Source organism: Cyanobium sp. ATX 6F1, from assembly GCF_024346315.1.
Classification (GTDB): domain Bacteria; phylum Cyanobacteriota; class Cyanobacteriia; order PCC-6307; family Cyanobiaceae; genus ATX-6F1.
This window is the reverse complement of record NZ_JAGQCS010000013.1, coordinates 34,916-58,991: the sequence shown is the minus strand read 5'-3', so window position 1 is coordinate 58,991 and position 24,076 is coordinate 34,916. Positions and strand designations below refer to the sequence as shown.

At 69.2% G+C, this 24,076-nt stretch carries 24 protein-coding genes, 1 tRNA gene and 1 pseudogene; 18 read left to right on the top strand and 8 right to left on the bottom strand.

The annotated features are described in order from the left end of the window. The 5 genes and pseudogenes from KBZ13_RS14830 to KBZ13_RS14810 form a co-directional block, all read left to right on the top strand. Positions 1 to 420: pseudogene (locus tag KBZ13_RS14830) on the top strand (cyclic pyranopterin phosphate synthase MoaA); the annotation flags it as partial. Positions 421 to 426: 6 nt separating this feature from the next. Then, positions 427 to 876 (top strand): hypothetical protein, encoded by a 450-nt coding sequence (locus tag KBZ13_RS14825; protein WP_255010573.1) that lies wholly within the window; start codon positions 427 to 429, stop codon positions 874 to 876. A 5-nt stretch (positions 877 to 881) separates the two neighbouring features. Continuing rightward, positions 882 to 1,088: a hypothetical protein gene (locus tag KBZ13_RS14820; protein ID WP_255010572.1), complete on the top strand. Its 207-nt coding sequence runs from the start codon at positions 882 to 884 to the stop codon at positions 1,086 to 1,088. A 97-nt stretch (positions 1,089 to 1,185) separates the two neighbouring features. Beyond that, complete coding sequence (locus KBZ13_RS14815) at positions 1,186 to 1,830, top strand: hypothetical protein (protein ID WP_255010570.1); 645 nt, start codon at positions 1,186 to 1,188, stop codon at positions 1,828 to 1,830. 553 nt (positions 1,831 to 2,383) lie between these two features. Beyond that, a complete protein-coding gene (locus KBZ13_RS14810) occupies positions 2,384 to 3,097 on the top strand; it encodes a hypothetical protein (protein WP_255010568.1) in 714 nt (237 codons plus the stop codon). Here KBZ13_RS14810 and KBZ13_RS14805 read toward each other — a convergent pair. After that, a complete protein-coding gene (locus KBZ13_RS14805; RefSeq protein WP_255010567.1) occupies positions 3,039 to 4,448 on the bottom strand; it encodes a hypothetical protein in 1,410 nt (469 codons plus the stop codon). The genes KBZ13_RS14810 and KBZ13_RS14805 overlap by 59 nt on opposite strands. 214 nt (positions 4,449 to 4,662) lie before the next feature. After that, positions 4,663 to 4,734 (bottom strand) — tRNA-Lys (locus KBZ13_RS14800). A 60-nt stretch (positions 4,735 to 4,794) separates the two neighbouring features. On the opposite strand from KBZ13_RS14800, the gene KBZ13_RS14795 reads away from it, so the two are divergent. From KBZ13_RS14795 to KBZ13_RS14770, 6 genes are all read left to right on the top strand, one after another. Further along, positions 4,795 to 5,319: a gamma carbonic anhydrase family protein gene (locus KBZ13_RS14795; RefSeq protein ID WP_255010565.1), complete on the top strand. Its 525-nt coding sequence runs from the start codon at positions 4,795 to 4,797 to the stop codon at positions 5,317 to 5,319. 110 nt (positions 5,320 to 5,429) lie between these two features. Then, positions 5,430 to 5,552, top strand: coding sequence for a photosystem II protein Y (locus KBZ13_RS14790; protein ID WP_255010563.1), 123 nt, complete (start codon positions 5,430 to 5,432; stop codon positions 5,550 to 5,552). 8 nt (positions 5,553 to 5,560) lie between these two features. Further along, complete coding sequence (gene trmFO, locus KBZ13_RS14785; RefSeq protein WP_255010561.1) at positions 5,561 to 6,931, top strand: FADH(2)-oxidizing methylenetetrahydrofolate--tRNA-(uracil(54)-C(5))-methyltransferase TrmFO; 1,371 nt, start codon at positions 5,561 to 5,563, stop codon at positions 6,929 to 6,931. Positions 6,932 to 6,962: 31 nt separating this feature from the next. Continuing rightward, positions 6,963 to 8,528, top strand: a complete 1,566-nt coding sequence (gene crtH / locus KBZ13_RS14780; RefSeq protein ID WP_255010560.1) for a carotenoid isomerase — start codon at positions 6,963 to 6,965, stop codon at positions 8,526 to 8,528. Between the two features lie 178 nt (positions 8,529 to 8,706). After that, positions 8,707 to 8,991, top strand: a complete 285-nt coding sequence (locus KBZ13_RS14775) for a hypothetical protein (protein ID WP_255010558.1) — start codon at positions 8,707 to 8,709, stop codon at positions 8,989 to 8,991. After that, positions 8,988 to 9,587 carry a hypothetical protein gene (locus KBZ13_RS14770; protein WP_315859650.1) on the top strand — a complete coding sequence of 200 codons (600 nt, stop codon included), beginning with the start codon at positions 8,988 to 8,990 and terminating at the stop codon, positions 9,585 to 9,587. The genes KBZ13_RS14775 and KBZ13_RS14770 overlap by 4 nt, the downstream gene beginning before the upstream one ends. On the opposite strand, the gene KBZ13_RS14765 is transcribed toward KBZ13_RS14770, so the two are convergent. Beyond that, positions 9,566 to 10,324: a response regulator transcription factor gene (locus KBZ13_RS14765; protein WP_261359083.1), complete on the bottom strand. Its 759-nt coding sequence runs from the start codon at positions 10,322 to 10,324 to the stop codon at positions 9,566 to 9,568. The two genes, KBZ13_RS14770 and KBZ13_RS14765, sit on opposite strands and share 22 nt — an antisense overlap. Positions 10,325 to 10,520: 196 nt before the next feature. On the opposite strand from KBZ13_RS14765, the gene KBZ13_RS14760 reads away from it, so the two are divergent. Then, entirely contained in the window at positions 10,521 to 10,787 is a 267-nt protein-coding gene (locus tag KBZ13_RS14760; protein ID WP_255010556.1) for a DUF6761 family protein, read from the top strand. Positions 10,788 to 10,836: 49 nt separating this feature from the next. Here the strand turns inward: KBZ13_RS14760 and grxD are convergent, their stop codons facing one another. The 4 genes from grxD to KBZ13_RS14740 are packed head-to-tail and all read right to left on the bottom strand — an operon-like array spanning position 10,837 to position 12,715. Continuing rightward, the gene (gene grxD, locus KBZ13_RS14755) at positions 10,837 to 11,160 is read right to left on the bottom strand and encodes a Grx4 family monothiol glutaredoxin (protein WP_255010554.1); all 324 of its coding nucleotides are present in this window, start codon (positions 11,158 to 11,160) and stop codon (positions 10,837 to 10,839) included. Positions 11,161 to 11,169: 9 nt separating this feature from the next. Continuing rightward, positions 11,170 to 11,403: a BolA family protein gene (locus KBZ13_RS14750; protein WP_255010553.1), complete on the bottom strand. Its 234-nt coding sequence runs from the start codon at positions 11,401 to 11,403 to the stop codon at positions 11,170 to 11,172. 47 nt (positions 11,404 to 11,450) lie between these two features. Further along, positions 11,451 to 11,984: a hypothetical protein gene (locus tag KBZ13_RS14745; RefSeq protein ID WP_409995669.1), complete on the bottom strand. Its 534-nt coding sequence runs from the start codon at positions 11,982 to 11,984 to the stop codon at positions 11,451 to 11,453. A 26-nt stretch (positions 11,985 to 12,010) separates the two neighbouring features. Beyond that, positions 12,011 to 12,715: a lysophospholipid acyltransferase family protein gene (locus KBZ13_RS14740; RefSeq protein WP_255010551.1), complete on the bottom strand. Its 705-nt coding sequence runs from the start codon at positions 12,713 to 12,715 to the stop codon at positions 12,011 to 12,013. 152 nt (positions 12,716 to 12,867) lie between these two features. On the opposite strand from KBZ13_RS14740, the gene KBZ13_RS14735 reads away from it, so the two are divergent. After that, complete coding sequence (locus tag KBZ13_RS14735; protein WP_255010550.1) at positions 12,868 to 13,617, top strand: pyridoxine 5'-phosphate synthase; 750 nt, start codon at positions 12,868 to 12,870, stop codon at positions 13,615 to 13,617. Further along, positions 13,614 to 13,943 carry an MgPME-cyclase complex family protein gene (locus KBZ13_RS14730; protein ID WP_255010548.1) on the top strand — a complete coding sequence of 110 codons (330 nt, stop codon included), beginning with the start codon at positions 13,614 to 13,616 and terminating at the stop codon, positions 13,941 to 13,943. Before KBZ13_RS14735 ends, KBZ13_RS14730 begins: the two co-directional genes overlap by 4 nt. Positions 13,944 to 13,983: 40 nt before the next feature. Here the strand turns inward: KBZ13_RS14730 and KBZ13_RS14725 are convergent, their stop codons facing one another. After that, the gene (locus tag KBZ13_RS14725; protein ID WP_255010547.1) at positions 13,984 to 14,358 is read right to left on the bottom strand and encodes a hypothetical protein; all 375 of its coding nucleotides are present in this window, start codon (positions 14,356 to 14,358) and stop codon (positions 13,984 to 13,986) included. 126 nt (positions 14,359 to 14,484) lie between these two features. Here KBZ13_RS14725 and KBZ13_RS14720 point away from each other — a divergent pair, with 126 nt between their 5' ends. The 4 genes from KBZ13_RS14720 to KBZ13_RS14705 are packed head-to-tail and all read left to right on the top strand — an operon-like array spanning position 14,485 to position 24,042. Then, positions 14,485 to 15,153: a metallophosphoesterase gene (locus KBZ13_RS14720; RefSeq protein ID WP_255010545.1), complete on the top strand. Its 669-nt coding sequence runs from the start codon at positions 14,485 to 14,487 to the stop codon at positions 15,151 to 15,153. Continuing rightward, positions 15,147 to 18,557: an exodeoxyribonuclease V subunit gamma gene (locus tag KBZ13_RS14715; RefSeq protein WP_255010544.1), complete on the top strand. Its 3,411-nt coding sequence runs from the start codon at positions 15,147 to 15,149 to the stop codon at positions 18,555 to 18,557. The genes KBZ13_RS14720 and KBZ13_RS14715 overlap by 7 nt, the downstream gene beginning before the upstream one ends. After that, positions 18,554 to 22,357, top strand: a complete 3,804-nt coding sequence (locus KBZ13_RS14710) for a UvrD-helicase domain-containing protein (RefSeq protein ID WP_255010542.1) — start codon at positions 18,554 to 18,556, stop codon at positions 22,355 to 22,357. The genes KBZ13_RS14715 and KBZ13_RS14710 overlap by 4 nt, the downstream gene beginning before the upstream one ends. Further along, entirely contained in the window at positions 22,354 to 24,042 is a 1,689-nt protein-coding gene (locus tag KBZ13_RS14705) for an AAA family ATPase (protein WP_255010540.1), read from the top strand. The genes KBZ13_RS14710 and KBZ13_RS14705 overlap by 4 nt, the downstream gene beginning before the upstream one ends. The last annotated feature ends 34 nt before the right edge of the window (positions 24,043 to 24,076 follow it).

Genomic DNA, 24,076 nt, shown 5'->3' with positions numbered 1-24,076 from the left:
GGCTGGTCAGCCGATCAGGTGCTCAGCGCCGCAGAGATGGTGGCCCGCCTCGGTGAGCGCTGGCCCCTGGAACCCGTTGGCCGCAGCGCCCACGGCACCGCCAGCCGCTGGCGTTACCGCGATGGCGAGGCGCACGTTGCCGTGGTGGCCTCGATCAGCGCCCCCTTCTGCGGCGACTGCAACCGCCTGCGCGTCACCGCCGATGGGATCGCCTACGGCTGCCTGTTCGCCACAGGCGGCACCGATCTGAAACCCTGGCTGCGGCCCGCCCTCGATTCCACTGGCCTGGCAGGCGCCCTGGGGGGCCTGTGGGAGGCGCGCACCGATCGCTACAGCGAGGAGCGCCAGGAGCAACAACGAGTCGCGAGCAGCGCCCAAGTCGCGGCCCCACGGGCCGAGATGGCCTACCTCGGGGGTTGAGCGCTGGTGACCCTGCTGCGCTACTTCGCCAAGCTGCGCCCGGGCAAGCAGGTGCTCTGGTGCTATCTGATCTGGTACCTGGTCAGTGCCATCGCGCTGTTCGAGCCCGACCCGTTGCTGTGGCTGAACTCCCTGGGCCTCAGCGTGATCATCGGCGTGGGCCTGATGCTCAGCGTCTCCAGGGATGTCGCTTCGCCAACCGATCGCTGGCAGACCCTGCGACTGTTCCTGATGCCGTTCTGCGTGTCGAGCTTCGCGGCGCTCACCAAGGGGAAGGGCTACGTGCTGCTGATCCCCGGGCGGGGAGAGGTGCTCACCGTTTCCCTGGCCGCCTGCGGCGGATTTCTGCTGGCCTGCCGGCTGCTCAGAAATCGACTGAAGTGTGGTCCCGGCCATCGGACGCTTTTGGACGACCCCTTGACCCCGGCGGCAGTGGAGCGAACCTCTGGGAGCTGAAGCTGGTGAGCCGCCTGCTGATCGATCCCGCCATCAGTGATCGCATCCTCGGGCAGCTTGCTGTGATCGAAACCCCAGAAGCAATGGAGGCCTACCTGCTGCGGGCCCAGGGCCAGGACGACCTCAAGCGCAGGGCCAAGCGCTGCGTCGAGGCGGTCCAGGAAGCGGTCAAGCTCGTGAGCGCCAGGAGCTGGCTGCTTCAGCGGCCTTGAAGCTCGGCTGGTATTCCCCCTTGCCACCAACCTCAACAGTCCCGCAGGCCAGGTTGAAGACCAACAGAAGGCCCTTCTGCGTGGGATTATCGGCTGAATGAATGACCTGCGCGAGGGCGATCTGATCGACGAAGACGAGCTGCTGGTCTACGTCAACTTGCTCAAGAACAAGCTGCTCAAATCCAGGCTCCTCCAGCAGCAAGCCGCCAGCCAGAGGAAAGAGGAGTTCAGTGAGTCTCCCGATCTTCAGAGGGAGTTGAGCATCGCGATCACGGGCGCCCTCGACACCCACAGCGCCATGAGCACCGAGGCGCTGAATGAACCGGACTTTTGTTCGGAACTCAAGGTCATCCTGCTGAACATTGAAGAGCTGTGGGAGGGGTTGAGGAAGAAGGCTGAAGCCCGCGCAAAGCGAGCCGCTCGTGCTCGGAGTAATTCGCTTGAGGACATGCGGCTGAACAACGTTCAGCTCTTGCTTGACCGAATTCCGGACCCCGATGGAGATCTGCATGACTGGTCGGAGTTCGCCCACACGATCGACGGCTACGAGGTTGCTGGGTCTTTCGAGGCGTGTGCTGCTCTCCTCAACGACAACACCGCCACAAACTTGACGGAATTGCGCTGCGCCTTGTTCTTCTTATCGCGGCAGGATCGCCATGGGGGATATTTCGACTGCATGCCCCAGGCGCGTGAGCTGCTGCGGAGAATCCAGGAGAAGGTCAAGGCCGGCGAGTTGGAGTGAGCTCAAGAGGGCGACCCATGGCTTGAGCCCCTTACTCCCACTACCAGTGATGATTTGATCAGGTATCCCCCTTGCCCAGCACGTCGCTGATGGTCGCGACCAGTCGGGGAGGGCGGCGGTCAAGGGCATCTGATCACTGAGATCAGGATCACGCTTCGGCAGAGGTTCTTGCCGAGGGTTTCATCCTGATTACCCGTCCGCAGCAGGCAGCAGGCCTGAGATCCGGATCCCGCTGGGCCTCCTGTTGCCCGTCTCGATCGGCGACTGAACCGATACAAAACCAGACCACGATGGTCCAAGTGCTGCCAAGACAGGTTGATCCTTTCCCCAGTCCGTCCTCGATCTGTCATGGAGGTCATTAGAGAGCCATGTCAGATCGCCGACGCAGCTGGGTTCTCAGGTTCTAAGTCCATGGCAAGAACCTTCCAGCCGATCCACTCGGCCGCCGCCGAAGCAGTACCAGGCCAAGGAGTTCTGGACCACGGCCTATGCCTTCACCTCCAGAAGCGGCTACCTCAACAAGGCCCACGCCCAGCACCTGGAGGGCCAGCTGTTGCGCCTCGTCCAAGAGGCCAAGCGTTGCCGCCTGGAGAACGCCGTGGGTGGCCGCAGCATCTCCCTGGCCGAGATGGACCGAGCCGAGGCCGATGGCTTTCTCGAAGAGCTGCTGCTTTGCGGCCCGGTGCTGGGGCTGCGGATCTTCGAGCAGCCCTTGCGCCCGATCAACCAGAAGCGCAGCGATCTGCTCCTGCTCAAGGATCCCCAAGCCAGCGGGCAGGGTTTCGAGTCTCCAGGCGGCTTCGTTCAATTCCCCTTCCATGGCTGCAGCCCTGCTGCTCGCCCGCTCTGCCAACGGATCGGCGGCGGTGGTGGACCAACCGTGACGACGGAGTCGGGCCGTAGCACTGCACAGACGCAGGCCCCCGGTGAAGACGTGCTCGTCTATGAGGCCTCCGATGGCCAGATGGCCGTGGAGGTGCGCCTGGAGCAGGACATCGTCTGGCTGAGCCAGGCGCAGATGGCGGCGCTGTTCGGCTGGGAGCGCTCGGTGATCACTCGCCACGTGGGCAACGTCTTCAAGGAGAGGGAACTGCCCGAAGAAAGCAATGTGCATTTTTTGCACATTGCAGGCTCAGGCAAGCCCGTGGGCTCCTACAGCCTCGACGGTGAAGGTGCATCTGGAGCGCTTGGGCCTGACCGCGTCCTGATCAGTTCACGTTCTTCAGGGCAGCCATCGCCCTGGCTCTGGCCAGGATCTCGGGCGTGATCCCCTCCAGGTTCAGGCTTTCACGGCTTGGGCGCTGGGCTCCTTCGTCGAGTGCCTTCTGGCGCACCATGCCCTGCTCCATCTGCTCGGCGGTCAGTTCGGCGAGGTAACGCTTGGCGTGGATGGCCTCGCTATGCCCCATGGAGGAGGCCTTGAGAGAGGTGGACCAGGTGGTCATCTCTCTCGCACGGATCGCCCAGGCATGCCGGAGGTCGTAGGCCTTGCAGCGTCCCCGCCTGGCCTTGGGCTTGGTCTTGCCCGGAACAGATCTTGGTTGGTGGCTGCCGTACAGCTTCACAGGGATCTCCCTGTCCTCCCGACCGCTGTTCTTGAGCCAGTGGGCGACGATGCGCCCCAGGTCGCTGTTGTTCCAGAACTGCAGGGTCCCATCGGCAGCTTCGGCTGCCTTGACGGGGTAGCGCTTGCGCAGTTCCTTGAGCATCTTCTGGCCGTGCTGAAGGTCATCCAAGCGGAAGCGCTTCAGCCAAGCCTCGGGCAGGGCGATGGCGAATCGGTGCCCCGTCTTGGTGGCTGAATCGCCGCCGGCTTCAAAGGCGCTGATCTGCAGGAAGGTCGGATCGGAGCACTGGCCAGGAAGCTGCTCGATGTGCCAGATCTCGTGGGGCCGCAGACCGAAGGTGGCGATCATCGCCATCACCCACCCCCGCAGGGGATCGATCTGTTGCAACTGGTCCAGCCAGGCCTGGAGTTCCTCGCTCCGGGGGATGTATCGAGGAGCGGGTGTCTTCGGACGGCCGGCAGAAGCCTTGAGGCCCTCCAGCTTCTCGCGAAGCTCGGGGGTGGCGATCGAGATCCCCTTCTTGGCCAGGTAGTTGGCCATCTGGATCGTGCCGTAGAAGACGCTGGTGTTGAACGTTCGCGAGACCAGGGGCTGGCTGGAATCGGTGCGGTGCGCCAGCAGCGACGCGGGGGTGTAGAGGCAGAACTGCTCCAGCTGCTCAGCCCTTGCTTCTTGGTCGTCACTGAAGGCAACACCGAAGTAGCCCTTGTCACAGAAGCAACTGAAGGGGTTCCGGTCTCGGGCTTTCGGTCCCCCAGGTGCGATGTCGTCCTTGATCACACGGCGGATCTCCCCCCAGCTCAGGCCACGGCTGGAGAGGCCGCCCTTGGTTGAGCCATCGAGTTGACTCCAGTCGAGACCTGGGCCACCTCGTTTGAGGTCCTTGCTGGCAGCGAGAAGGACCCCTGCCAGAGCCTCCACGGCTTCATCGTCATCTGCCAGGTAGGCCTTGGCAGTGAGCGCCCGTCCGTCTCTCTTCGTCTCGTAGACGGTCAGGTACGGGCTTCCCTGGCGTTCACGCAGCCGGTAGCGGCAGCCCGCCAATCGCAAGCGCTGAATCGCCTGTTCAACAGCCCTCCGCCCGTACACCGACCGTCCGTCGCAGCTGCCCCAGTCTGCCAGGAATGTTTGTCACTCAGTGACAGAAAAGTGCGTCAACTGGTCACAACCTGCACCAACTCGCACAAGTTGAGCCGGCTGGTGGATGACTGAGAAAGGCTGTTGGAGACTGGGGTTTGCCCCAGATCTCCTGCCCTGCTTGAGATGGGTCGCCTGAGATTCGAACTCAGGACCAATCGGTTAAAAGCCGAGTGCTCTACCGCTGAGCTAGCGACCCGCCCGGATGGGCAAGAGGCAACGTATCACACGGAGAATGGGGCGATTCGAGCTCCTCTCCATGCTCACGCCGCCCTGGCCTCAGCCCAGCATTCACCCCGAGGCCTGGGTGGCCCCCAGCGCTGTCGTGCTGGGCGATGTGACCCTTGAGGCGGGGGCGAGCCTCTGGCCTCTGGCGGTGGCCCGCGGCGATCTCTGCGCCATCCATGTGGGCGCTTTCAGCAACATCCAGGACGGGGCCGTGCTCCATGGCGATCCCGGCCAACCGGTGCGCATCGGTGCCGAGGTCACCGTGGGGCACCGGGCCGTGGTCCATGGGGCCACCCTGTTGGACGGCTGCCTGGTGGGCATCGGCGCCGTGGTTCTCAACGGGGTGACCGTGGGCGAGGGGGCCCTGGTGGCGGCCGGTGCCGTGGTCACCCGCGATGTGCCGCCCCGCACCCTGGTGGCGGGAGTGCCGGCCCTGCACCGCCGGGAGATCAGCCCCGCTGACGCCGCCGAGCAACGGGCCCATGCCCGCCGCTATGCCCTGCTCGCCCAGGCCCATGCCGGCCGCAGCGCCGTCACGGGCTTCGAGAGCGGCTGAAGGATCCTTTCGCTCAGCTGCCGATTGATGCGTTTTCGATCAACGCGGCCCCCTGACCCTGGCCCGGCCCTGGAGTTTCGTAGGATCAGATCACGCTTAACCTGAAAACCATGGATGCTCGGCTGCTGCTGGTTGCTGCCCCGATCCTGCTCGCCGTGGGCTGGGCTGGGTTCAACATCGGCCGTGCCGCCATCGGTCAGGTGCAACTGCTGCTCAAGCGGTCCCGCGCCTGAGGGCTGATTTGAGCCGATCGGTCTGGGTGGTGGGAGCCGGCTTGGCCGGCACGGAGGCCGCCTGGCAGATCGCCGAGGCGGGGATTTCCGTTCGCTTGATCGAGATGCGGCCCGTGCGCCGCTCCCCGGCCCACCACAGCCCCCATTTCGCTGAGCTGGTCTGCAGCAACAGCTTCGGGGCGCTCTCCAGTGATCGGGCCGCGGGCTTGCTGCAGGAGGAACTGCGTCGCCTGGGATCGCTGGTGATCGCCACGGCCGACCGCCATGCGGTGCCCGCCGGCGGGGCCCTGGCGGTGGACCGGGGTCGTTTCAGCGAGGCGCTCACGCAGGCCTGTGAGCGCCATCCCTTGATCAGCGTGGAGCGGCGCGAGCTCACCGAGCTGCCTCCGCCCGAAGATCTGGCGGTGCTGGCCACCGGACCGCTCACCAGTGCCCCCCTGGCCGAGCAGCTGCGGGCCTTCACCGGGCGCGCCGACTGCCATTTTTTTGACGCCGCCAGCCCGATCATCGAAGGCGAGAGCATCGATCTGGAGAAGGCCTTCCGCGCCAGCCGCTACGACAAGGGCGACGCCGATTACATCAACTGCCCGATGGACCGCGAGCAGTACGCGGCCTTTCGCGAGGCGCTGCTGGAGGCCGAGCAGGCGGAACTCAAGGACTTCGAGCGCGACAGCGCCACGTTCTTCGAGGGCTGCCTGCCGATCGAGGAGCTGGCCCGCCGCGGCGAGGACACCATGCGCTACGGCCCGCTCAAGCCGATCGGCCTCTGGGATCCCCGCTGGGGTGATCTGCACGACCGCGAGCTGCGCCGCGCCAAGCGCGCCTATGCCGTGGTGCAGCTGCGTCAGGAGGACAAGGCCGGCCAGCTCTGGAACCTGGTGGGCTTTCAGACCAATCTCAAGTGGGGCGAGCAGAAGCGGGTGCTGCGCCTGATCCCTGGCCTGGAGCACGCCGAATTCGTGCGCTTCGGGGTGATGCACCGCAACACCTTCCTGGAATCCCCCCAGCTGCTGGAGCCCAGCCTGCAGTTCCGCCGCCGCCCCAGCCTGCTGGCGGCCGGGCAGCTCACGGGCACTGAGGGCTATGCCGCCGCCGTGGCCGGGGGCTGGCTGGCGGGCACCAATGCCGCCCGGTTGGTGCGGGGGCTGGAGCCCCTGGTGCTGCCGCCCACCACCATGGCCGGCGCCCTGTTCGGCTTCATCAGCTCGGCCCCCTCCGATCGCTTCCAGCCCATGCCCCCCAACTTCGGCCTGATGCCCGAGCTGCCCGAGCGCGTCCGCGAGAAGCGCGCCCGCTATGGCGCCTACCGCGACCGCTCCCTGGCGGATCTGGCGCCGTTCAGCGCGCCGGTGGCCGAACCCTGGCTGCTGGTTGCCTAGCGTCGGCCGATCGCTTGCCGCGCCCTCTCCGGTGACCCTCGCCCCCAGCTCAATCGCCGCCGGCCTCCCCAGCGGTGACGCCACGGATCCCTGGGATGTGGTCGTGATCGGCTCGGGCTTCGGCGGCCTGGTGACCGCCACCCAGCTGGCGGCCAAGGGGGCGAAGGTGCTGGTGCTGGAGCGCTACCTGATCCCCGGTGGCAGCGGCGGCAGTTTCGAGCGCGAGGGCTACACCTTCGATGTGGGCGCCTCGATGATCTTCGGCTTCGGCGAAACGGGTCACACCAACCTGCTCACCCGGGCCATGGCCGCCGTGGGCGAACACCAGCCCACCATCCCCGACCCCAGCCAGCTCGAATACCACCTGCCCGGTGGGCTCACCGTTGCCGTCGATCGCGACTACGGGACCTTCATCGAAACGCTCACGGCCCGCTTTCCCCATGAGGCCCGGGGCATCCGCGCCTTCTACGACACCTGCTGGGGGGTGTTCCGCTGCCTCGATGCGATGCCGCTGCTGTCGCTGGAGGATCCGGCCTACCTGGCCAAGGTTTTTTTCAAAGCACCGTTGGCCTGCCTGGGGCTGGCCCGCTGGCTGCCGGTGAACGTGGGCGCCGTGGCCCGGCGCCACATCCGCGACCCCGAACTGCTGCGCTTCATCGACATCGAGTGCTACTGCTGGTCGGTGGTGCCTGCCGATCGCACGCCGATGATCAATGCCGGCATGGTGTTCAGCGATCGCCATGCCGGCGGCATCAACTACCCCAAGGGAGGCGTTGGTTCGATCGCCCGGCGGCTGGTGCACGGCCTCGAGCGCCATGGTGGCGCGATTCGCTACAAGGCCCGGGTGACGCGGGTGCTGCTGGAGGGGGGCCGCGCCGTAGGCGTCGAGCTGGCGGGCGGAGAGTGTCTCCGCGCCCGGCGGGTGGTCTCCAATGCCACCCGCTGGGACACCTTCGGATCGCTGGTGGATGAGGCCCACACCCCGCGCGCCGAACGCACCTGGCGCCAGCGCTACGAGGAATCGCCGTCGTTCCTGAGCCTGCACCTGGGGGTGAACGCAGGGGTGATCCCCGCCGGCAGCCACTGCCACCACCTGCTGCTGGAGCGCTGGGAGGACATGGAGGCGGAGCAGGGCACGGCCTTCGTCTCCATCCCCACCTTGCTGGATCCGGAGCTGGCCCCCGCCGGCCACCACATCGTGCACACCTTCACCCCCAGTTCGATGGCCACCTGGGAGGGACTGTCCCCTTCCGATTACCGCCGGGCCAAGGAGGCGGCCGCCCAGCGACTGATCGCGCGCCTGGAGGCTGTGTTCCCTGGCCTGGGGGCCGCCATCACCCTCCAGGAGATCGGCACCCCGCGCAGCCACCGCCGCTTCCTCGGCCGCCACCGGGGCAGCTATGGCCCCGTCCCCCGCGGTCAGCTGCCGGGCCTGCTGCCGATGCCCTTCAACCGCACCGCCATCCCCGGCCTCTATTGCGTGGGCGATTCCTGCTTTCCCGGCCAGGGCCTCAATGCCGTCGCCTTCAGTGGCTTCGCCTGCGCCCATCGCCTCGGCGCCGACCTGGGCCTCAACCCCTGGGCCCTCCCTGACTGAAATGGCGGCTGGTTGAGGGAAGTCAGTGGTGGAACCACTCAACCTGGCCGAGAGGCGCCCTGAGCTTCATTGACCCCGACGAGACGGGCAGTGGCTGGTTCGGGTTTCCGGGCCCGGGCCTGCCACGCGCTGCCTGCGTGCTCCATAGGCTGTTCCTTGAACATTCACGGTTCAGGTGATGGGCGCTTCCCCGCTTCCGAGTTCCGCAGATCTGGCTCTCTACCTGGAGCAGCGGGGCGAGCTGGGTAAGCCCTGGATGTGGCACCTGCTGCGCCAGGCCAAGTTGCGGGAAGCCAGAGCCACGATGGATCCGGAGCAGATGATGGAGTCGATCCAGGACGCCCACGCCGACCTGATGCGCCTGGGGGAGTTCTGGAAGGGGCGCGAGGCGGAGGTGTTCGGCGGGCGCTACGCCCCGAGCACCGTGATCGAACCCCTGCCCGGCTCCCCCGACGACCGATGAGCTCTGAGGCCACAGCCGTTGAGGGCCGCCCGGAGGTGCCTGAGACCGGCTTCTCCAGCTACCCGATGGCGCCCCTGATCCGCCTCACCCTGCTCAGCCTCTACCTGGCCCTGGTGCTGCCCCTGCCCCTGTTGGCCCCGGTGGACCTGAGACCCTGGATGCTGGCGGCGCTGCCCCTGGGTTTTCTGCTGGTGCTGGCGATCACCAGTGAACGGGTGATCACCGATCCCAGGGGCCTGTCGGTGGGTCACCCCCCCTGGTGCGCCTGGCTGTTGCGTCGGGGCTGGCGGCTGGAGTGGGACCAGATCGACGCGCTGCTGCCGGTTGCCACCAGCCAGGGTGGCCGCGTGTTCTACCTGCGCAGCCACGATCGCAGCCTGCGCCTGTTGCCCCAGCGCATCGCACGCTTCGAGGTTTTCCTGGCGGGATTTCAGGTGCAGACCGGTCTCGATCTCTCTGCTGTGGGCCGGCTGACGCCCCCATGGACCTACCAGCTCCTGGCGATCCTCAGTGGTTTGTTGCTGGTGGGGGAGCTGGCGGTCGGGGCCGCCCTGGCCAAGGGCGGCTGGCCGGCTCAGCTGGCGCCGGCGGGTTGACCCAGGGTTGCTGAGACGGCTGGGCTGCTGCTGGCCTCCGGCAGGGTTTCGAGGCTGAAGCGGTAGCCCTGCTGGCGCACCGTTTCGATGCCGCCACCTTCCCCCAGACCCGCCTGCTCCAGCTTGCGCCGCAGGGTGAGCACCTGGGTGTCCACCGAGCGGGGGCCGCCGCTGAACGGGGGCCAGGCCATGCGCAACAACTCTTGACGGCTGCGCACCACCCCAGGGGGCATCAGCAGGGCGCAGAGCAGGGCGAATTCCCGCGGGCTGAGTTCCACCGGTTCCTCCCGCAGGGTCACCTGGCGCAGCAGCACATGCACATCCAGGGGGCCCACGCAGACCCGCTCCTGCAGGCCGCTGCCATTGCGGCGCAACAGGTTGCGGCAACGGGCCGCCAGTTCCTCGAGGCCGAAGGGCTTGCGCAGCACGTCGTCGGCGCCGGCATCGAGCAGGGCGACGATCGGCTCGGCCCCGGAGCGGGCCGTGAGCACCATCACCGGGCAACGCAACTGGCCCGCCAGGCGCAGGGCGGAGCTTTCCTCCAGCAACTCGGCACTCACCAGCAGGTCGGGGGTGAGCTCTTCACAGAGTTGCAGCGCCTCAATGGAGCTGGCCACGGCGGCGGTGAGGTGGCCGTCCTGGCGCAGCCGCTGGGCCAGCACCGTGCGCAGGGTGGGGTGGGGATCCACCACCAGCACCCGCTTGAGGGTGGGGTCGTCCACGGCGGCGGCGGTCAGGGCCGTGCCATCGGCAGGGGCCGATTGGATCGGGATGGGTTTCGGTGGCAGTTCCACACGCTCAAGCCGGCCTTTTACCTACGCTATAGAACAGTCGGTGCGTTCTCCGGTCCCAGGCGATGCCTTTCGAGCTGTCCCCCCTTCCCCTTGCGCGCCAACTGCTTCACCATGGTTTCAGAGGCTCCCTGGCCCGTTCATGACAGCCCTGCAGAACACCGACGCCATCCGCCACTTTCAGTCCCTCTGTGATGCCTGCCAGGACCTGGCCAGTCGCTACCACGGCCCCTCGGAACTGAGGCTCTACGCCGATGGTTACCTCCACGCCCTGCGGCGCACCGCCATCCTCGACCCGATTTCCCAGCGGCGGCTCGAGGAGCTGATTGATCGCTGGATCCTCGATCCCTCCAGTTTCATCGGCCCCGACGGCAGCCTCAGCAGCCTCTACGAGAGCGGCCGCAACTGACCAGTGGCGAGCTCGGAGTGGCAGCAGGCGCTGAGTGGGGCCGAGCCGTTCAGGAGGCCAGGGCCACCGCGAGCGTTTCGCGCAGTTCGCCCGAGTTGTACAGCTCGATCAGGATGTCCGAGCCGCCGAGGAACTCTCCGTTCACGTAGACCTGCGGAATCGTGGGCCACTCGGAGAACTCCTTGATCCCCTGGCGGATCTCCCCGTCGGAGAGCACGTCGAAGCTTTCGAACGGCACCGCCAGGGAATTGAGGATCTGCACCACGTTGTTGGAGAAACCGCACTGGGGCATCAGCTTGGTGCCCTTGATGAACACCACCACGGGGCTGCTGGCAATGAGCGCGTCGATGCGTTGCTGAACGGCGGGATCCATGGTTCGAGTTCAGGTGGGAAGGGAGGTTTGCAGGGCAAGGGCGTGGATGGCTTCACTGGCCAGTTCCCGGCGCAGGGCGCCGTAGACGAGCTGGTGTTGGCGCACCCTGGACAGTCCATCGAAGGCGCTGGAGACCACCTTCACCTGCAGGTGATCACCGCCACCGGTGAGGTCTTCCACCTCCACCTGGGCATCGGGCAGGGATTCGATGATCGCCGCCTTCACCTGTTCCGGTTGAACCATCGGGCGCTGGTCCGCTCACGTCGGGGGGAATCTAGAGGCGGCTCGGCTCAGCTGCCGGGAACCGCCACGCCGCCGTTGTAGGGGATGGTGGCGAAACCGATCTCGATCAGGCTCTGGTAGGCCTTGCGGCCTTCCTCACGGGAGGGGGTCATGATCTTGACCACCTCCACCAGCAGGGGAACGGCCACCTCGGGCTGGTTCTGGCGACGGAACACCGCCGCCAGCCGCAGGTTGGCCTGGGCCAGGGTTTCGAGCGACTCGAGGGCGTTCTGGTCCATTTCCCGGGGGATACGGGCATCGAGACCGCGGAACGCACCGCTGATGTCGCGGTAGGAGGTGAGCAGGCGGCGGGAGATGTCCCGGGCGAGGTCGTACTGCTTGCGGGCCTCGGCGAGGTTGCCGCTGGCGGCGGCCGCGTCGCCCTTGGCCAGAATGGCGCGGACAGCCGTGAGGTTCAAACCGCCGCCGGAACCCTCCAGCGCTTTCGGCGCTTCACCCTGGGCACGCACCGCAAGGGATGGGGCCAGTGGCACCAAGGCCGCCATCAGAACAAGGCTGAGGGCCACAACAGGCCTGCGCACGGCAGATCATCCAAGGTGGCCGAACTTTAGGGGTTGCCGAAGGGACGCCCCACCGCGGTCCGGGCCGCTTCTTCAGCTGATTGCATCCCCAGAGCCAGCCGTTCGTTCAGGTTCCGCACCGCCGAACGACCCTCTCCCTGCACCCGCAGCGCCGGCCCGAAGCAGAGGGCCCCCTGACCGCGCCAGCGGGGTGGGCTGGAGCTGTAGCCGAGGCCCACCGGCACCACCGGCACGTCGATTCCCTGGCTTTGTGCCAGCACCGCCACCCGTGCCAGGCCCTGGTGCAGCCGGATCGGTTCGTCGCTGCGGCGGATGTGCCCCTCAGGAAACATCACCACCTGTTGGCCCTGGGCCAGCAGATCCACGGCGTAGCGCAGGGGGGCGGTGCCGGGGCGGCTCTGGTCGACGGGGAAGCAACCCAGCCGGGCCAGGAACCAGCCCTGGATCCCCTGCATCTCGGTGAGGGTGACCATGAAGCGGCAGTCCCGGCCGCAGGCCCGGCGGCCGGCGAAGCTGCTCAGCAGCAGGGCATCCCAGCGGGCCCGGTGGGTGGGGGCCAGCAGCACCGGTCCGCCCTGGGGCAAATGCTCCTGGCCGAGCACGGTCAGGGAGCTGAAGAAGAACGACAGCGGGCCGTCCTGGGCGAGCAGCACGGCGATGGGCGCCAGCACAGGGTTGACCCCGTTGCAGAGCCGGCGTTCCCGCTGGATCAGTGCCGTCTGCGCCGTCACCGAAGGGACTCGATCAAACCTCAAGCTAGGGGCCGTGCCCGGTCGCCCTGGGCCGTGGGCGGGCAGTTGCGGCGGCGTCCGCGTCGCCCGAGGGGTGCCAGCGGCCGCGGCTGGGCGCTCCATAGGATCGGTGGCCTTGCGGCGCAGCGACCGTGGCCAGCCTGGGCGTCAACATCGATCACATCGCCGGCGTGCGCCAGGCCCGCCGCGCCGCCGAGCCCGATCCGGTCACCCTGGCGCTGCTGGCCGAGCTCGGCGGCGCCGATGGCATCACCGTGCACCTGCGCGAAGACCGTCGACACATTCAGCTGCGCGATCTGGAGTTGTTGCGCGCCACCGTGGGCAGCCGCCTCAACCTGGAGATGGCCGCCACCGCCGAGATGGAGGCGATCGCCCTGCGGGTGCGCCCCGACATGGTCACCCTGGTGCCGGAGAAGCGCCAGGAGATCACCACCGAAGGCGGTCTGGACGTCGCCGGCCAGGAGGCGACGCTCTGTGCCCTGGTGGAGCGCCTGCAGGCGGCCGGCATCCCCGTGAGCCTGTTCATCGACCCCGAGGCCGATCAGCTGCGGGCGAGCCAGCGCAGCGGTGCCCGCTGGGTGGAGCTGCACACCGGCACCTACGCCGAGGCCGCCTGGGCGGAGCAGCCCAGGGAACTGGCACGACTGATCGAGGCCACGGTCCGCGCCCGAGAACTCGGGCTGCGGGTCAACGCCGGCCATGGGCTCACCTATCAGAACGTGGAGCCGGTGGCGGCGATCGAGGGGATCGAGGAGCTCAACATCGGTCACACGATCGTGGCCCGGGCCCTGGCGGTGGGTCTGGAGGCGGCGGTGCGGCAGATGCGGGCTCTGGTTCAGAATCCCCGCCGGGAACCATTGTTCAACGCCCCCTTTCCATGAGCGAGTCCTCCGCCCCCGTCTTTCACTTCGTGGCGGCCAGCGAAGCCTTCCTGACGGTGGAGGAACCGCTGGAGGAGGTGCTCCGGGAGCGGCAGCGCCACTACGGCGAGCAGGACAAGGCGATTGACTTCTGGCTGGTGAAGCGGCCGGCCTTTCTGGAGAGCCCGGCCCTGGCGGCGAGTGCCGCTGCCGTGCCCCGTCCGGCCGCTGCCGTGGTCTCCACCGATGCCAAGTTCATTGAATTTCTGAAGCTGCGCCTGGAATTCGTGCTCAAGGGACGTTTCACCGCCGCCTCCCTGACCGAGGCTCTGGCCAGCCTGGGCTGAGGGCGCTCGGGGACCCGCGCCCCCGGATCTGGTTCAGGCCTCAGAACAGCCCGAAGAAGCGTTTGCGGGGCCCATCGGTGCTGGCGGGATCGCTGGAGTCGGGCGGCTGGAGCTCCTGCTGGCGCTGCCGTTCCCGCTGCTGGCGGCCATCCTGCTGATAGCGCGGCACGTTGTCGCCGAGGGTCAGCAGGGCCTCTTTGTTCTTCCACCAGATCCAGTCGCGGATCGGCGGCGTCGCCAGGAGGTCCTCGCGGCTGAGTCCCAGCCCCAGCTTGTTGGAGGCATCCACCAGCACAGCGACCATGCCGTCGCCATCGCTGCAGCGGGCCAGGGCCTCGTTGGTGCGCTCGGCGCCGTTCAGCGCCTTGACCAGAAGTTGCACCCGGCGGGCAACCGGCAGCGACCGAGGGTCCATGGGCCGGACGGCATCAGCAGTCCGCAAGGTAACCGGGGACACCATCAACTGGTGTTGACGTTCATCGATGGGGGGGCTGACAGATTCACCCCCTTCAGGTCAGACTCAAACCAGCATGTGCTCTGCATGACGCTCCGGCCCCATCCGCTTCGCCATTGGGTGATCGGCGACGTCCACGGATGCGCTGATTCGCTCTGCGATCTGCTGGGGCTTCTGCCCGCCACCGACCGGCTGATCCTCTGTGGTGATGTGATCAACCGCGGCCCCGAGATCGAGCGGTCGATGGAACTGGCCTGGTCGCTGGTGACCTCCGGCCGGGGGGTGTGGCTGATGGGAAACCATGAGTTCAAGCTGGTTCGGGCCCTGCGCCTGGGCACCTGGAAAGCCCAGCGGGATCTGGCCGGCTGCGACACCTATCGCCACCTGGGCGAGGGCCTCTGCCGCCAGTGGCTGGAGCGGCTCGAGCAGTTGCCCCTGGCCTACTGGGGCCGCGGCTGGGTCGCCACCCACGCGGGCTTCGATCCCCACACCTGGGAGCCGGATCTGTCCGTGCGCGAGCCCTTCTGGGACCACTACGACGGGCGTTTCGGCGAGGTGATCGTGGGCCACACCCCCAGCACCCGGGTGCACCGCCGCCCCAACAACATCATCACCATCGACACCGGTGCCTGCTACGGCGGCACGCTCACCGCCTACTGCCCGGAAACCGGCGCCCAGCGCCAGGTTCACGGCCGACGCGGACCCGGCTCCCGCTGGCTGGAGCCCCGCGAGGCCCTGCTCGGCAGCCCTTGCTGATCGTCTATCGCAGCAACCGGGTGGAGTTCCTCGCCCGGCTGCTGGCCGCCCGCCTGCAACTCAGTCCCGCCGGCCCGTTTGAGCAGGCCCAGGTGGTGGTGAACACCTGGCCCACCAGCCGCTGGCTCGGGGAGCAACTGGCCCTGCACCTGGGCAGCACGGACCAGAGCGTCTCCGGCGCTGAGGCGGCCTACGCCGATGGCATCGCCGCCCATCTGCGCTTTCCCTTTCCCAGCAGCCGCCTGCGCCAGCTGGTGGAGGAGCTGCTGGGGGAGGGTGCCTGCTCCACCACCAGCCCGCCGGCGGTGGACCCCTGGCGGGCCACGGAGCTGGTCTGGCCCGTGCTGGAGCTGCTCGGTGAGCTTGTGCAGGAGCCAGAGGCCGCCCTGCTGCGCCGCTGGCTGGAACGGCGGCGAGGGGAGAGCCTCGGGTTGCCCCTGTGGCAGCTGGGCCGGGCCATCGCCGATGCCTTCGATGACTACGCCCTCTACCGCCCGGAGTTGCTGGAGCACTGGTGGCGGGGCGGGGATGGCGACGGTCTGGGCGGGGAACTGCCGGCCCAGCAGCGCTGGCAGCCGTTGCTGCTAAGGCGCCTGCGGGACCGCCTTGGCGTCGAGCCCTTCGGCCTGCGGGTGAAGCGGGCGATTGAGCAGCTGCGCCGGGGCACCCACGCGCCCCTGGCCAGTGACCAACCGTTGCGGCTGTTCGGCCTCAGCAGCCTGGCGCCGCTGCAGGTGGAGCTGCTGCAGGCCCTCTCGGGCACGGTCGATGTGGAGCTGTACCTGCTCACCCCCTGCGGCGACCTCTGGCGCCGCTGCCGCACGCGCCGCCAGCAGCTCCAGGAGGCGGAGGCTTGGCGCACGCCGTTCACGGGCGAATGGGTGCTGGAGGCACCACGGCTGGAGGGGCTGTTCGGCCGCCTGGGGGCCGAGTTCCAGCAGTTACTGGAGGGCACCGGTGAAGCCCAGCTGGGGCAGTGGGAAGGCCGGGATCTGTTCTTCCTGCCCGCCGCCGTCAGCGCCCAGCAGGGGCGGGAGCCCAGCCTGCTGGAGCAGATCCAGCAGGATCTGGTGGGGCCGGCCGAGGGCCCTGGGTCCCCTGAGCCGGAGCGGCAGTCCGATAGGGCTCAACCCCCCTGGGTGCTGGCGGCGGGCGACAGCTCCCTGGAGTTCCACCCCTGCCCGGGCCATCTGCGCCAGGTGCAGATCCTGCGCGACCGGCTGCTGCAGCTGATGGCGGCCGATCCCACGCTCGAACCGCGGGACATCCTGGTGATGACCCCCCAGGTGGAGACCTTCGCCCCCCTGGTGGCCTCGGTGTTGGGCGACAGCGCCGCCACGGGTGTGGCGTTGCCCTGGCGCCTCACCGACCGCAGCCAGCAAAGCCAGGCCGGTCTGGCCACGGCCCTGCTGGGCCTGCTGCGGCTGGGTGGGGAGCGACTCACGGCCACGGCCCTGGAGGTGCTGCTCGGCAACGGGGCGCTGCTGGAGCGTTTCGGGCTCGCCGCCGTAGACGGCCCGCGGCTCACGACCCTGCTCCAGACGGCGGGCTTCCGCTGGGGGCTCGATGGCCAGGAGCGCGGCGGTGGGCGTCAGCACAGCCTCAGCTGGGCGATCGATCGAATTTTGCTGGGCCTGGTGCTGCCGGATCAGCCGGGCCTGGCCCTGGGGGATGCGGCTCCCCTGGCGGTGGCCGGCAGCCTGGAGTCCCAGGGCAGTGGCCTGCAGCTGTTGCTCAGCCTGCGCCGCTGGCTTCTGCGACTGCGCCAACCTCGCACCTCAGGGAGCTGGGGCACCCTGCTGGTGGAATTGCTCGACGATCTGTTCGGTGAGGGCGGCGAGCGGGGCTGGGAGCGCCAGGCGATCCTGGCCGCCAACGACGACTGGGTGCGCAGCGCCGGAGAGACCAGCCTGGAGCTGGGGGCGCCGGTGGTGGCGGCGGTGCTGGAGGAACGTCTCTCGGTCGACAGCGGCCGCTTCGGCCATCGCAGCGGAGCGCTGACCATCAGCGCCCTCGAGCCGATGCGGGCCATCCCCCACAAGGTGATCGTGCTGATGGGCCTCGACGCCGGCGTCTTTCCCCGCCAGAAGGAGCGCCCGGGGTTTGACCTGCTGGAGCGCCAGCGGCGCCTGGGTGACCCCAGCCCGGCGGACCAGGACCGCTACGTGCTGATCGAGGCCCTGCTCTCGGCGCGCCGCCACCTGCTGATCAGCTGGAGCAACCGCGACGAGCGCAGCGGCGAGGAGCTGATGCCGGCGACGCCGGTGCGTCAGCTGCTGGAGACGCTGGGCCAGCGCCTGGCGGGCGGGGCCTCCGCTCTCACGATCACGCACCCGGCCAACCCGCTCGATCGCGCCAACTTCCTGGCCCAGCCGCCCCGGCCCTCCCCCAGCTGCGACCGCCGCCTGCTGGACGCCCTGCGCTTGCTGGAGCAGGGAGACGCTCAGATGACCCTGCCCCTGGCCCTGCGGGAACCTCCCCCCCGCAGCTCAGGCGATCCCGCCGGTGACCTGCGCGATTGGTTGATGGCTCCCCAGAAGCACTGGTTGCGCCAGCTGGGGATCAACCCCGGCGAGTGGCATGAGCCGGTGGATGACCTGGAAGATCTGGAACTCAATGAGCTCCAGCGTTCGGCGCTGCTGCGGGCTCAACTGCAGGATCAGGCCCTCGCTGATCGGCGCGCGGCTGAGCCACCGGACTGGCTCGCTTTGGACCGGGGCCGGAGCCAGGTTCCGGCCGGATCGGGGGGGGGGCTCGAGGCGGCCTTGATGGAGGGCCGCTGGCGCACCCTCGCTGAGGTGCTGGAGGGGCTGGGGACACCCCACAGCGCCACCAGCCGCTGGCAAGGTCTCAGTCTGGAACTCGATTGGCGTGGTTCCTGGCTGGTGCTCACCCACACCGCCAGGGATGGGGTGGCCCAGCGCCTCGACCTCTGGCTGAGGTTGCTGCTGGCGGCCGCCGCCGGGGAGGCGCCGGCCGCTGGGGTGCTGGTGGCCCGCCCGGGGAAGACCGAGGACACCTTCGCGGAGATCCTCCGCCTGGAGGCCCCGGAGGCCGATCAGGCCCGCCGACAGCTGGAGGCGCTCCTCGCCCTGCGCGAGCAGCTGGGGGGCGCCTGCTGGCCCGTGCCCCCCAAGACCGGCTGGGCGTTCGTGGAGGCCGAGCGCAAAGCGCCGGGCAGCGGCCCGGCCGAGGCGGCCGCTGCCTGGCAGGGGAGAGGACAGTCCACAGGGGAACGGCAGACCCCTGAGCTGGCGGCCTGTTTTGGCGCCGACACCCCCATCGAGGCGCTGCTCGGCGAGCCCTTCTCGGCGGCGGCGGAGGCCCTCTACGGCCCCGTGCTGGACCATGTGATCAAGGCGAAAGCGGGCAAGGGAAAAGCGGGCAAGGAGAGAGGGCGATGAGCGCTCCGGCGGGTGTCTTCGATGCCGACGTCTTCAGCCTTGAACCCGGGGTGCGGCTGCTGGAGGCCAGCGCCGGCACCGGCAAGACCTTCGCCCTGGCGCACCTGGTGCTGCGGTTGGTGCTGGAGCGCGGCCTGCCTCTAGCTGAGCTGCTGGTGGTCACCTTCACCAACGCCGCCGCCGCCGAACTGCGCGATCGCATCGGCCGGAGGTTGCAGCAGGCGCTCACGGCGCTGGAGCCGGCGCAGCAGGCGCTGCCCACCTTTCCCGATCCAGTGTTGGAGCGCTGGTTCGCGCGTCAACCGGTCGATCGCGCCGGCCGTCGCCAGCTGATGGGCCGGCTGCTGCTGGCCCTCGATGACCTCGATCGCGCCGACATCACCACCCTGCACGGCTTCGGCCAGCGCAGCCTGCGCCGCCAGGCCCTCGAGGCCGGCCTGGCTCCCGATCTGGAGATCGATCCGGAGGCGCGCACCCTCGTGCGCCAGGTGGCCCATGACTACTGGCAGGCCCAGGTGGTGGCCCTGCCCGTGGAGCTGCTGAAGGGGGTCCTTTCCCTCGGGGTGACGCCCGGGGCGCTGGAGGATCAGCTTGCCCAGCTGGAGAGCGATCCGTCCCTGGAGCTGGATCCCCTGCCCCAGGGCCTCGATCCCAGCGAGCCCCTGGCCCCCCAGCTGGTGGCCCTCTGGGAGGAGCGCTGGAATCGTTTTCAGGCGCTGTGGGCGGAGCGGGCTGAAGGCCTCGAAGAATCCTTCAAGTCGTCTGCGGCCCAATGGAGGTCGGAAGGCGCTGATCCAAAGCCCTATGTCCCCAAGCCCACCAAGGATCGGATCGGCCTGATGACGGGCTGGCTGGAGACCCAGCCGAAGCAAGGCTCCTATGCCGCCCTGCTTGAGCAGAAAGAACTGCGCGACTACTTCCACCCCGGCCCCTTCAGCGCCGCGGCCCGCAGGGCGGGTGAAGAGGATCCCTCCCTGCCGGAGGCGCCGCTGCTGCGAGCGATCGCCGATCTGGTGGAGGGGCCGGCCGAAGCGCTGCTGCTCCATGCCGCCCATGGGGGCCGCTCGGAGCTGGCCCGCCGGCGCCAGAGCAGTGGCCGCCTGGGATATGCCCAGTTGCTGGAGGGGCTGGACCCCGGCCCGGAGGGCACCGACCACGCTGAGTTGCTGGAGGCACTGGGGCGCCGCTACCGGGTGGCCCTGGTGGATGAGTTCCAGGACACCGATCCGATCCAGTGGCGCATCCTCCAGCGCGCCTTCACCGGCCCGGAGCACCTGCTGCTGATGGTGGGCGACCCCAAACAGGCGATCTACCGCTTCCGCGGCGGCGACCTGGACACATACCGCGCTGCCCGGAAACGCGTCGATTCGATCACTGAACTGAACGAGAACTTCCGCTCCAGCGAGGCCCTGATCACCTGTCTCAATGGCCTGATGCCGCCGGCAGGGCTGATCCGGAGTGAGTTGCCTGTGCCCCAGGTGCGGGCCAACCCCGCCAAGGCCGCCAGCCATGCCCTGGAGCTGCCGCCGGGGGAGTCTCCTCTGCAGCTGCTCTGGCTGGCGGGGGAATGCAGCCTGGCCGAGTCGGGAACCCTGGGGGAGATCGATGCCATCCTCCCGGCCCAGGTGGCCCAGCTGGTGCTCGATCTGCTGCGTCGCGGTCTGATCCTGCGCGAAGGCGACACCAGCCGCCCCCTCGCTCCCGCCGACATCGCCCTGCTGGTGAACAAGCACCGGGAAGCGGAGGCCCTGCGCCAGGCGCTGGAGCGCCGGGGCATCGCCAGTCGGCTGATCAGCCAGGGGAGTGTGTTCGCCAGCGACGGGGCCACCGTGCTACAGCGGTTGCTGGAGGCCCTGGCGGATCCCGGCAGGGGTTCGGCCCTGCGGCTGCTGGCGGCTTCGCCGCTGCTGGGTTGGAGCCCCGCGGAGCTGGCGGATCCTGATCCGCGCGCCCTTGATCGCCTCGGCGCCAGGGTGGGCCAGCTGGCCGCGGCCCTGGAGCGTGACGGGCTGCTGGCGGTGCTGGGCCAGCTGCTGGGCAGTGCCGAGCTGGCGGGGCTGTCCCTCGCCGGTGGCCTGCTCGCTGATCTCCAGCAGGTGGCCCGGTTGCTGCAGGAACAGATGCACCGGGAGGGCCTGGGGGCGGCCGCCGCCGCCGACTGGCTGCGGCGCCAGCGGCTGGAGCCGGTCCGCCCCGTGCCCGAAGCCCATCAGCGCTACAGCGATGCGCTGGGCTCCGCCGTGGCCGTGGTGACCATTCACAGCAGCAAGGGCCTGGAGTACCCGGTGGTGATCGCTCCCAGCCTCTGGCGGGGGCTTTCGAAGCGACCGAAGCAAGGTCTGGGGCGGCGCTGGACGCCGACGGACAGCGTCGCTCCCCGCTGGGATCTGCACCTCAACCACCAGTGGGCCGAGGGGTTGGCCGCCAGGGCCCAGGCCCGTGCCGCCGAGGTCCAGGAGCTGGAACGCCTCACTTATGTGGCCGCCACCCGGGCCCGTGACCTGTTGGTGCTGGTCTGGGCTGCCGCCGGGGAACCCGACTCCGACCCCCTGCGCAGCTGGCTGTTCGGTGAGCAGCGCTTCGGCAGCGCCCCAACTGTTGCCAGCTGGCGGGAGGGGCTGGAGCAACGGCTGGAGGCCTCGGGCCTGCCGCTCCAGTTGATCGAGCCGTTCGAGCTGCCGGCCCCAGGGGCACCCGCCGATCGCTGGCAGGCTCCGGCGCCTGAGGGGGTGCTGGAGTGCGGCCCGGTGCCCCTTCGCCCCCTCGATCGTCGCTGGGGCCGCAGCAGTTACTCCAGCTGGACCCAGGCCGCCGCCGAGGGACTTGGGCCGATCGCCCTGGAGGAGGGGCGGGAAACGGATGGGGCGGCAGAAGGGGCGCCAGAGGGGGTGACCGGGCTGGCTGCCTCCGAGGCCACGGCTGCCCCCGGAGCGCCCGAGGCCTGGCCCGATCGCGGCCCCCTGGCGGCGTTCCCCCGCGGCGCCGCCGCCGGCGATTGTCTGCACCGCATTCTTGAGCAGATCGACCATCAACAGCCCGCCGGCAGTGACGACCAGCGCCTGCTGGTGGGCCGGGAGCTGCGGCGGGCCGGCCTGCCCATCGAGCAGTTGGAGGCGGTGCTGGAGGGCCTCGACTGGCTGCGGCACACCCCCATGGGCGGCGCCCTGGGGGGCTTTGCCCTGGCCGATCTGCCGCGGAGCCTGAGCCTCAACGAACTCAGCTTCGATCTGCCCCTGGCGGTACCGCTGGGCGAGGGCCAGCGGCTCCCGCCTGGGCCCCAACGGCTGGTGCGGGCCCGCGGCCTGGCCGAGGTGTTCGCCCACCACCCCGGCGGCCGCTTCGGAGCGGCCTACGCCAGGCAGCTCGCCCAGCTGGATGTGGCCAGCCGCGGTTTTCTCACCGGTTCGATCGATCTGGTGTTCACGGCCCCTGATCCCCAGGGCCACCCCCGTTGGTGGGTGGCCGATTGGAAGAGCAACTGGCTGGGGCTGCGCGACGGCGAGAACCGTCCGCTGGCCTGCGGGCCGGCCCACTACACGGTGGCGGCGATGGAGGAGCAGATGCTTCATCACCACTACCCGCTGCAGGCGCACCTTTACCTGGTGGCCCTGCACCGCTACCTGCGCTGGCGCCTGCCGGGCTACCGGCCCGAACGCGATCTGGGCGGCTACGTCTACGTGTTCCTGCGTGGGGTGCCGGGCCCCACCGCGGCCGATCCCGTGCCGGGGATGCTGGTGGATCAGCCGCCGCTGGAGCGCACCCTGGCACTGGACCAGCTGCTGCGGGAGGGCCTGCCATGAGCCTCGCCGGCGAGGCCCCCTGGCTTGGGGCCCTGGGCCAGGCCCTGGCCGAGGCGCTGCCGCGGCTGGTTGGGGCAGCCCCCGATCCGCTGGTGGCCGAGGCGATCACGGCCCTGACCCGCGCCATGGAGCGGGGTGAGTTGGCGCTCGCGTTGATGGGCCCTGCCCCGGAGGGCCTCTCGGCCGAGGCCTGGCCCGACGGCCACCGCCGGGCCCTGGCCGCCTCCCCCCTGGCGCGCGATCTCCCCGAGTCTCCCCTGGTGCTGCGGGGCGACCAGCTCGCCTGGCGCCGCTGGTACGAGCTGCAGGAGCAGGTGATCGGCCGTTTGATCGAGCGGGCCAACCGCCCCTGGCCGCAGGCACCGGGGCCGGAGCTGATCGCCGCAGCCGTGGACCGGGCGGGCAGCCGTGGCGCCCTCGATCCGCGCCAGCGACAGGCGGTGGCGGCCCTGCTGGGCCATGGACTGGTGCTGCTGGGGGGCGGCCCCGGCACGGGCAAGACCAGCACCGTGGTGCAGATGCTGGCGGCGGCCCTGGAGCAGGACGCCGAGGGTCCCTTACCTGGCCTGCGTCTGCACCTGGCGGCCCCCACCGGCAAGGCGGCGGCCCGGCTCAAGGCGGCGATCGGCGAGGGCCTTGGGCGCGTGCCGGCCCCCATCGCCGCCCGGCTGGCCGAGGCACCCTGCACCACCTTGCACCGGTTGCTCGAGAGCACCGGTGACACATTCCGCCGGAACCGCCGCCATCCCCTCGCCCTTGATCTGTTGGTGGTGGATGAGCTGTCGATGGTGGATCTGCCCTTGATGCAGGCCCTGCTGGAGGCCCTGCCGGACCCGGCGCGGTTGCTGCTGGTGGGGGACCCGGCCCAGCTGCCGCCCGTGGGCCTTGGGCCAGTGCTGCTTGAACTGCACCGGCCGGGCAACCTCCGGGCCCTGGGGACCGCCGCCGTCGAACTGATCACCATCTACCGCAACAACGGGGCCCTGGCGGAGGTGGCGGCCGTCCTGCGTGGTGCGGAGCGGGGTGACCATGATCCAGTGGCGCTGAGGCGAGCCCTAGAGGGGCTTGGCGAAGGGGCCAACCTTCAATGGCAGAGCGCCGCTCCAGGGCGGCTGCCTCCGGTTCTGCGCCAGCGCCTGGAGCGCCACCTACGTCGCCTGGGCCAGTTGGCGAGCCAGCTCGAGGGTAAGGAGGCTCAAGTGGAGCCCTTGCTTGAGGAGTTGGAGGCCTGCGTGCTGCTCACCCCCGTGCGCGGGGGCCCCTGGGGCGTCGAAGCGATCCATCGCGCCCTGCTCGGTGAGCTGGCCAGCCAGCCGCCGCGGTTCTGGCCGATCGGTACGCCGCTGCTCTGCCAGCGCAACCTGCCGGAGCAGGGGCTGGCCAACGGCGATGTGGGGGTGGTGGTGGACTGGGCCGGAGAGCGTCAGGTGCTGTTCGCCGCCCCAGCGGCCCAGGGGGGGCATCGGCTGATCCATCCCGATCGGCTGCCCGGTGCGGAACCGGCCCTGGCGTTGACGATCCACAAGTCCCAGGGCAGCCAGTACGGCGAGGTGTTGCTGCTGGTGCCGGAGTCGGTGCGCTGGGATCCACGGCTGCTTTACACCGGTCTGACCCGCGCCCGCGGGCGGGCCCTGCTGATCACGCCGCCAAGTCCCAGCTGGCTGGGGCTTGGCAGGTCTGCTTGATGAAGCCGCGAACACAGAGGCCTATGAAGCGCAA

Excerpts from the sequence above, each read along its gene's own strand:
- KBZ13_RS14750 (WP_255010553.1), bottom strand. The coding sequence starts at position 11,403 with ATGGTTCAACCGGAACAGGTGAAGGCGGCGATCATCGAATCCCTGCCC.
- KBZ13_RS14790 (WP_255010563.1), top strand. The coding sequence starts at position 5,430 with ATGGATGCTCGGCTGCTGCTGGTTGCTGCCCCGATCCTGCTCGCCGTG.
- KBZ13_RS14770 (WP_315859650.1), top strand. The coding sequence starts at position 8,988 with ATGAGCTCTGAGGCCACAGCCGTTGAGGGCCGCCCGGAGGTGCCTGAG.
- KBZ13_RS14795 (WP_255010565.1), top strand. The coding sequence starts at position 4,795 with ATGCTCACGCCGCCCTGGCCTCAGCCCAGCATTCACCCCGAGGCCTGG.
- KBZ13_RS14775 (WP_255010558.1), top strand. The coding sequence starts at position 8,707 with ATGGGCGCTTCCCCGCTTCCGAGTTCCGCAGATCTGGCTCTCTACCTG.
- KBZ13_RS14710 (WP_255010542.1), top strand. The coding sequence starts at position 18,554 with ATGAGCGCTCCGGCGGGTGTCTTCGATGCCGACGTCTTCAGCCTTGAA.
- KBZ13_RS14730 (WP_255010548.1), top strand. The coding sequence starts at position 13,614 with ATGAGCGAGTCCTCCGCCCCCGTCTTTCACTTCGTGGCGGCCAGCGAA.
- KBZ13_RS14725 (WP_255010547.1), bottom strand. The coding sequence starts at position 14,358 with ATGGACCCTCGGTCGCTGCCGGTTGCCCGCCGGGTGCAACTTCTGGTC.
- grxD (WP_255010554.1), bottom strand. The coding sequence starts at position 11,160 with ATGGATCCCGCCGTTCAGCAACGCATCGACGCGCTCATTGCCAGCAGC.
- KBZ13_RS14815 (WP_255010570.1), top strand. The coding sequence starts at position 1,186 with ATGAATGACCTGCGCGAGGGCGATCTGATCGACGAAGACGAGCTGCTG.
- KBZ13_RS14760 (WP_255010556.1), top strand. The coding sequence starts at position 10,521 with ATGACAGCCCTGCAGAACACCGACGCCATCCGCCACTTTCAGTCCCTC.
- KBZ13_RS14720 (WP_255010545.1), top strand. The coding sequence starts at position 14,485 with ATGACGCTCCGGCCCCATCCGCTTCGCCATTGGGTGATCGGCGACGTC.
- KBZ13_RS14705 (WP_255010540.1), top strand. The coding sequence starts at position 22,354 with ATGAGCCTCGCCGGCGAGGCCCCCTGGCTTGGGGCCCTGGGCCAGGCC.